5 protein-coding genes and 1 pseudogene are annotated in these 5,418 nt (G+C 72.2%); 2 read left to right on the top strand and 4 right to left on the bottom strand.

Annotated features, from left to right (window positions below; all coding sequences use genetic code 11):
* Positions 1-482: pseudogene (locus FNH04_RS48790) on the bottom strand (SH3 domain-containing protein); the annotation flags it as partial.
* Positions 483-578: 96 nt separating this feature from the next.
* Positions 579-1,097, bottom strand: coding sequence for a protein-tyrosine phosphatase family protein (locus FNH04_RS40605; protein WP_152791204.1), 519 nt, complete (start codon positions 1,095-1,097; stop codon positions 579-581).
* An 88-nt stretch (positions 1,098-1,185) separates the two neighbouring features.
* On the opposite strand from FNH04_RS40605, the gene FNH04_RS40600 reads away from it, so the two are divergent.
* Complete coding sequence (locus FNH04_RS40600; RefSeq protein WP_152791203.1) at positions 1,186-1,989, top strand: nuclease-related domain-containing protein; 804 nt, start codon at positions 1,186-1,188, stop codon at positions 1,987-1,989.
* A 56-nt stretch (positions 1,990-2,045) separates the two neighbouring features.
* Here FNH04_RS40600 and ligD read toward each other — a convergent pair whose 3' ends face one another.
* Positions 2,046-2,927: a non-homologous end-joining DNA ligase gene (gene ligD / locus FNH04_RS40595; protein ID WP_152791202.1), complete on the bottom strand. Its 882-nt coding sequence runs from the start codon at positions 2,925-2,927 to the stop codon at positions 2,046-2,048.
* 71 nt (positions 2,928-2,998) lie between these two features.
* Here ligD and ku point away from each other — a divergent pair, with 71 nt between their 5' ends.
* Entirely contained in the window at positions 2,999-4,012 is a 1,014-nt protein-coding gene (gene ku, locus FNH04_RS40590) for a non-homologous end joining protein Ku (protein WP_449343791.1), read from the top strand.
* Positions 4,013-4,177: 165 nt separating this feature from the next.
* Here the strand turns inward: ku and FNH04_RS40585 are convergent.
* Positions 4,178-5,418 (bottom strand): beta-ketoacyl-[acyl-carrier-protein] synthase family protein (locus FNH04_RS40585; RefSeq protein WP_152791200.1); only part of this gene is annotated, 1,241 nt, incomplete at its 5' end.

The following is a 5,418-nucleotide window of genomic DNA, read 5'->3' as shown; positions in this document are numbered from 1 at the left end:
GTCCACTGCTGGTCGGACTGGCCTGCCTGCTGGCCCGTCTGCTGGGGCCACTGGTGGTTGGACTGGCCTGCCTGCTGGTTCCCCTGCTGGTTCCCCTGCTGGTTCCCCTGCTGGTTCCCTTGCTGGTTCCCCTGCTGGCCCGCCTGCTGGGGCCACTGGTGGTTGGGCTGGCCTGCCTGCTGGTTCGCCTGCTGACCCGACTGCTGGTTCCCCTGCTGGTTCCACTGGTGGTGGGACTGGCCGGATTGCTGGCCCGCCTGCTGGTTCCCCTGTTGGCCCGGCTGTTGGCCCGCCTGCTGGTTCGTCGGGTTCGGCTGCTGGTTGGCCTGCTGGTTCGGATGCTGGTCCGTCGGGTTCGACTGCTGGTTCGACTGGTTTCCCCAGTCGTCGTCGGCGACCGCGGTGCCGGTGGCGGCGAGGGTGACGAGGGCGCCGGCGGCGGTTGCTATGCCGAAGCGCGTGAGGGTGGACCGCAGGGACATGGGGCTCCTCCAGAAAGGGGGCGAACCTGAGTAATCGCCACATTAGGAGCGCCGGTTGGGGTGCGCCCGTCACGCTGGGCCATCGGGGAGGAGGGGCTATTCGGTCAGTTCCTCGGCCAGCTCCTCCAGGAGCCTCGCCGTGGTCAGGCCCGCGCGGAGGTACTCGACGAAGAGGTCGTTGTGCAGGGCCCAGGGGGAGCGGCGGGAGCGGATGAGGTGGATCGCTTCGTCGGGGGAGCGGCCCGTGCGGATCAGGGACTGGGCGACGACGAGCCCGGAGCGGTTGTACCCGTGGTAACAGCGCACGAGCACTCTGCGCTGCTCCTCCAGCGCCTCGCACGCGGCCTGCGCGAGCCGCATCACGCCCGTGAGCTGGGTGCCGTCGAGGGGCCCGTCCGGGATGGGCCACACATGGTGCTCTACCCCCTCGTCCGGCCCGTGCCCGGGGAGCCGCAGCAGTGTGAGGACCAGATCGAACTCGTCATGGACGACGGCGAACTCCCGCTCTCCGGCACCGCCCGCGAACTCGTGTCCGCCCATCCACAGGCCGGGCACGATCTCGCTCCACGGGCTGTCCGGGGCCGGTACGTCGGGTTGCTTCCTGCGGGTCCGCAATGGCACCTCCCCCAAGTCATCCCAAAGGTAGCCGGGTTCTTGCCGGAGCAGCACCCCGCCTGTTCCCATGGTCGTGGGGTGATGGTGCATGAACGGACTGCGCGTCATACCGACCTGGCGGCACGGACAGGAACGCCTCTACGTCTGCCTCACGAACGGACGGAACCTCGCCTGGTACGACAGGGAGGCCGGCCGGGTGAACCTGCTCAGCGAGGACCGGCGGGAGGACGTGCTCGAAGCGCTCGGCCCCTTCCTGACCGGCCCGGTCGCGGTGGGCCCGCCCCCGGTGCCCACGCCCGCGGAGCTCGCCCGTCTCACCCTGCCGCCGGACGACGACCTGGCCCCGAACCGCCCGGGCGAGGCGCTCCTGATCGCCCTCGACCGCGATCCGGGCCCGCCCCGGCGCCTGCGCCCGGACCCGCGCCGCCGGGCCCTCACGGCGGAGCAGACGGCCGGTGAGGCCCTGGACAGGCTGGAGGGCGCGGGCTGGCGCACCCTGCACTCGGTGCCGCTGCCCGGCGGCGGCCGCATCCACCACCTGGTGATCGGCCCCGGCGGGCTGTTCTGTGTCCGGGCCCTGTACGCCCGTAAACAGCGCGTCCTGGTCGCCGACCCCATGGTCACGGTCGGCCGGCACGAGCCCCGCCCCCTCCTCCGGCAGATCCGCGCGGACGCCGATCGCGCCTCGTACGCGCTCACGGCGGAGGTCCACCCGGTGCTGGCCCCCGTCGGCGCGTCCGGCGTCGACGTCGTCGTACCCCTGGGGGAGGCCCGTGTCCTGCGGGACACCGACCTCTCGGGCCTCGCCCGCTCGGGCGGGGCGCTCAAGCCGGCGGATGTCGAGGCGCTGCACGCGGTCGCGCGGGACCGGCGTACGTGGACGCGGGTGTGACCGGCTGACGCGCGTTCTCGGGGCTCGGTTCGGCTGTGGCCCTTGGGGGTGGGTGGTCAGGGCAGCGGGGCGGTGTTGCGCGGGTCGAGGAGCGGGGCCATGAGATCGCCGTGGTCCTGGAGGCGTGGGGCGATGTCCGGGGCGAGGAAGACCAGCCGGCCGGGCGAGCCGCAGTCCTCGACCTCCTCCCAGGTGACCGGCGCGGACACCGTCGGCTCGGCGCGGGCCCGCAGGGTGTAGGGGGTCGCCGTGGTCTTCCGGGCGGCGTTCTGGCTCCAGTCGACGAACACCTTCCCCGGCCGCAGGCTCCGTGTCATCCGGTGCACGACGAGCCGCGGCATGGCCTTCTCCGCTGCAACGGCCAGCTCCTTGGCGTACTCCGTCACCCGTGCGGAGGGGGCCGGCCGCAGCGCCGCCAGCAGATGCAGACCCTTCGAGCCGGACGTCTTGGCGTACGCGTCGATCCCGTCCTCGCCGAGCCGTTCCCGCAGCCACAGGGCGACCCGGCAGCACTCGACGATCGTCGCGGGCGGTCCGGGGTCGAGGTCGAAGACCAGCCGGTCGGCCTCGCCCGGCGCGTCGACGATCCACTGGGGCGTGTGGAACTCGGTCACGAGGTTCGCCGCCCAGACCAGGCTCGGCAGGTCCTGCACCAGCACCATCCGCGCGGGCCCCTCCGAGCGGGGGACCTCCGCGGTCGTGACCCAGTCGGGGGTACCGGGCGGCACGTTCTTGGTGAAGAAGACCTGGCCGTCCGGTCCGTCGGGGTACCGCAGGAAGGAGACCGGCCGGTCGCGCAGATGGGGGAGCAGGGCGTCCGCGGTGGTCGCGTAGTAGTGCAGCACCTCGCCCTTGGTGAACGCGGTCGCGGGATACAGCACCTTCTCCAGATTGCTGAGCGCGAGCCTTCGCCCCTCCACCATGGTGATCGGCGTCATACGATGAGAATCACATACATAAGGCTGTAAATCTCTGGAAACTGGTCAAAGTGATCGGAAAGGTGCTGCACGTGCGATCCATATGGAACGGCGCCATCTCCTTCGGCCTGGTCAGCATCCCGATCAAGCTGGTGAACGCCACCGAGAGCCACTCGGTCTCCTTCCGCCAGATCCACCTCGAGGACGGTGGCCGTATCCGCTACCGCAAGGTGTGCGAGCTGGAGGAGCACGAGGTGCCGACGGACGAGATCGGGAAGGGGTACGAGGAGGCCGACGGCACGATCATCCCCATCACGGACGAGGATCTGGCCTCGCTGCCGATCCCCACGGCCAAGACGATCGAGATCGAGGCCTTCGTGCCCGCCGGGCGTATCGACCCTCTCCAGATGGACTCGGCGTACTACCTCGCCGCGAACGGCGTGCCCGCCGCCAAGCCGTACGCGCTGCTCAGGGAGGCCCTCAGACGCAGCAAGAAGGTGGCCATCTGCAAGTACGCGCTGCGCGGGCGGGAACGTCTCGGCATGCTCCGTGTCGTCGACGACGTGATCGCCATGCACGGTCTGCTGTGGCCCGACGAGATCCGGTCACCCGACGAGGTGGCGCCCGACACGAACGTCACGGTCCAGGACAAGGAGCTGGACCTCGCCGACGCCCTGATGAACACGCTCGGTGAGGTCGACCTCGAGGACCTGCACGACGACTACCGCGAGGCCGTGGAGTCACTGATCGCCGCGAAGGCCTCCGGCGAGGCGCTGCCGACCGCTCCCGCCGCGGCGGCGGGCGGCAAGGTCCTCGATCTGATGTCCGCGCTGGAGAACAGCGTGCGCGCCGCGAAGTCGTCGCGGGGCGAGGAGGAGGCGGAGGTGGCCTCGCTCCCGGAGAAGCGCCCCGCCCGGAAGTCGTCCCGCGCGGAACCCAAGGGGGCGACCGGGAAGAAGTCGACGGCCGGGGCGAGGAAGACGGCGGCGGGAGCGGGTGCGAGGAAGTCGACGTCGTCGGCGAAGAAGACGGCCGCCAAGTCGACGGCGGCCGAGAAGAAGACACCGGCAAAGAAGACGACGGCAAGAAAGCGCACGTCGGCCTGACGACCGCCTCCCCGGAGCGCCTGACCGCAGCCACCCCAGTTGTGGGTTCAGGGGTGTTCCAGGGCGTGCCCGAGGCCTTCAGGGGCGCGGGGAACTGCGCGACCAGCCGCAGCGAACCCGCGGTCGGCCACGAACCCGATGGGGCAGACGAGACGTACCCAGCCCTCAGCGGCAGCGCCGCCGCAGCGCCAGCACCGCATTGTGCCCCCCGAACCCGAAGGAGTTGCTCAAGGCCACATCCCCCCGCGAGGGAAGCGCACGAGGGCCCCCGGTCACCACGTCCAGCCCGATCGCCGCATCCGGCTCGGCGCAGCCGATCGTGGGCGGGACGACCCCGTGGTGCAGCGTGAGGACCGTCGCCACGGCCTCCACCCCGCCCGCCGCGCCCTGGAGGTGCCCGAGGTGCCCCTTGAGCGCGGTGACCGGCACCCGATGGCCACCCAGTACCGCCCTCACCGCACTCGCCTCGGCCAGGTCGCCGTCGACCGTGGCGGTGGCGTGGGCGTTGACGTGCACGACATCGACGGCCCCCGCCCTCGCGTCCGCCAGCGCGCGCCGCAGCGCGAGGGCGACTCCCGTGCCGGACGGGTCGGGCGCCGCCAGATGGTGTGCGTCGGCGGACAGGCCCCAGCCCGCGGCCTCGCAGTAGATCCGCGCGCCCCGGGCCCGCGCGTGCTCCTCGGCCTCCAGCAGGAGGAAGCCGGCGCCCTCCCCGTTCACGAACCCGTCGCGGTCCTCGGCGAAGGGCCGCGAGGGACTGTCACCGTCCCCGAGCCCGTGCGTGGACAGCGCCCGCATCGCCGCGAAGGACGCCATGATCGCCGGGGTGACGACGGCCTCGGCCCCGCCCGCGAGGGCCAGGTCGATCCGCCCGTACCGTATGCGGTCGACTGCCTGCCCGATGGCCTCCGTACCGGATGCGCACGCGCTGGTCACCGTGCGTGCCTCGCCGGTGATCCGCAGCGCCAGCGACACCTGGGAGGCGGCCTGCGAGGGCACGGTCATGGGGGTGGTCAGCGGCGACACGCCCCTGGGGCCCTTCTCCCGCAGCCGGCGGTCGCCGCCCACGAGGACCGAGGCGTCGCCGAGGATGGCGCCCGCGGACACCCCGACCCGCTCGGGGTCGAGCCCGCTCTCGACCGTGCCCGCCGGGTCGAAGCCGGCGTCCCGCCACGCCTCCCGTGCGGCCAGTACGGCGAACTGGGCGGCCCGGTTCATGCGCCGTGCCTGCGTCCGGGGCAGCAGCGAGGCGGGATCCACGGGTACGGTCCCCGCGACCCGTACGGGCAGGCCGGCGAACTCCTCCCCGTCGAGCTCCCGTATCCCGCACCGCCCTTCGAGCAGCCCCGCCCACAGGTCGTCCACGCCGACCCCGAGCGGGGTGACGGCGCCCAGTCCGGTGACCA

Origin of the sequence: Streptomyces phyllanthi (assembly GCF_009377205.1) — a bacterium.
In the GTDB taxonomy this organism is placed as follows: Bacteria; Actinomycetota; Actinomycetes; order Streptomycetales; family Streptomycetaceae; genus Streptomyces; species Streptomyces phyllanthi.
The sequence above is the reverse complement of the archived record's forward strand: the minus strand, read 5'-3'. Positions and strand labels throughout refer to the sequence as shown.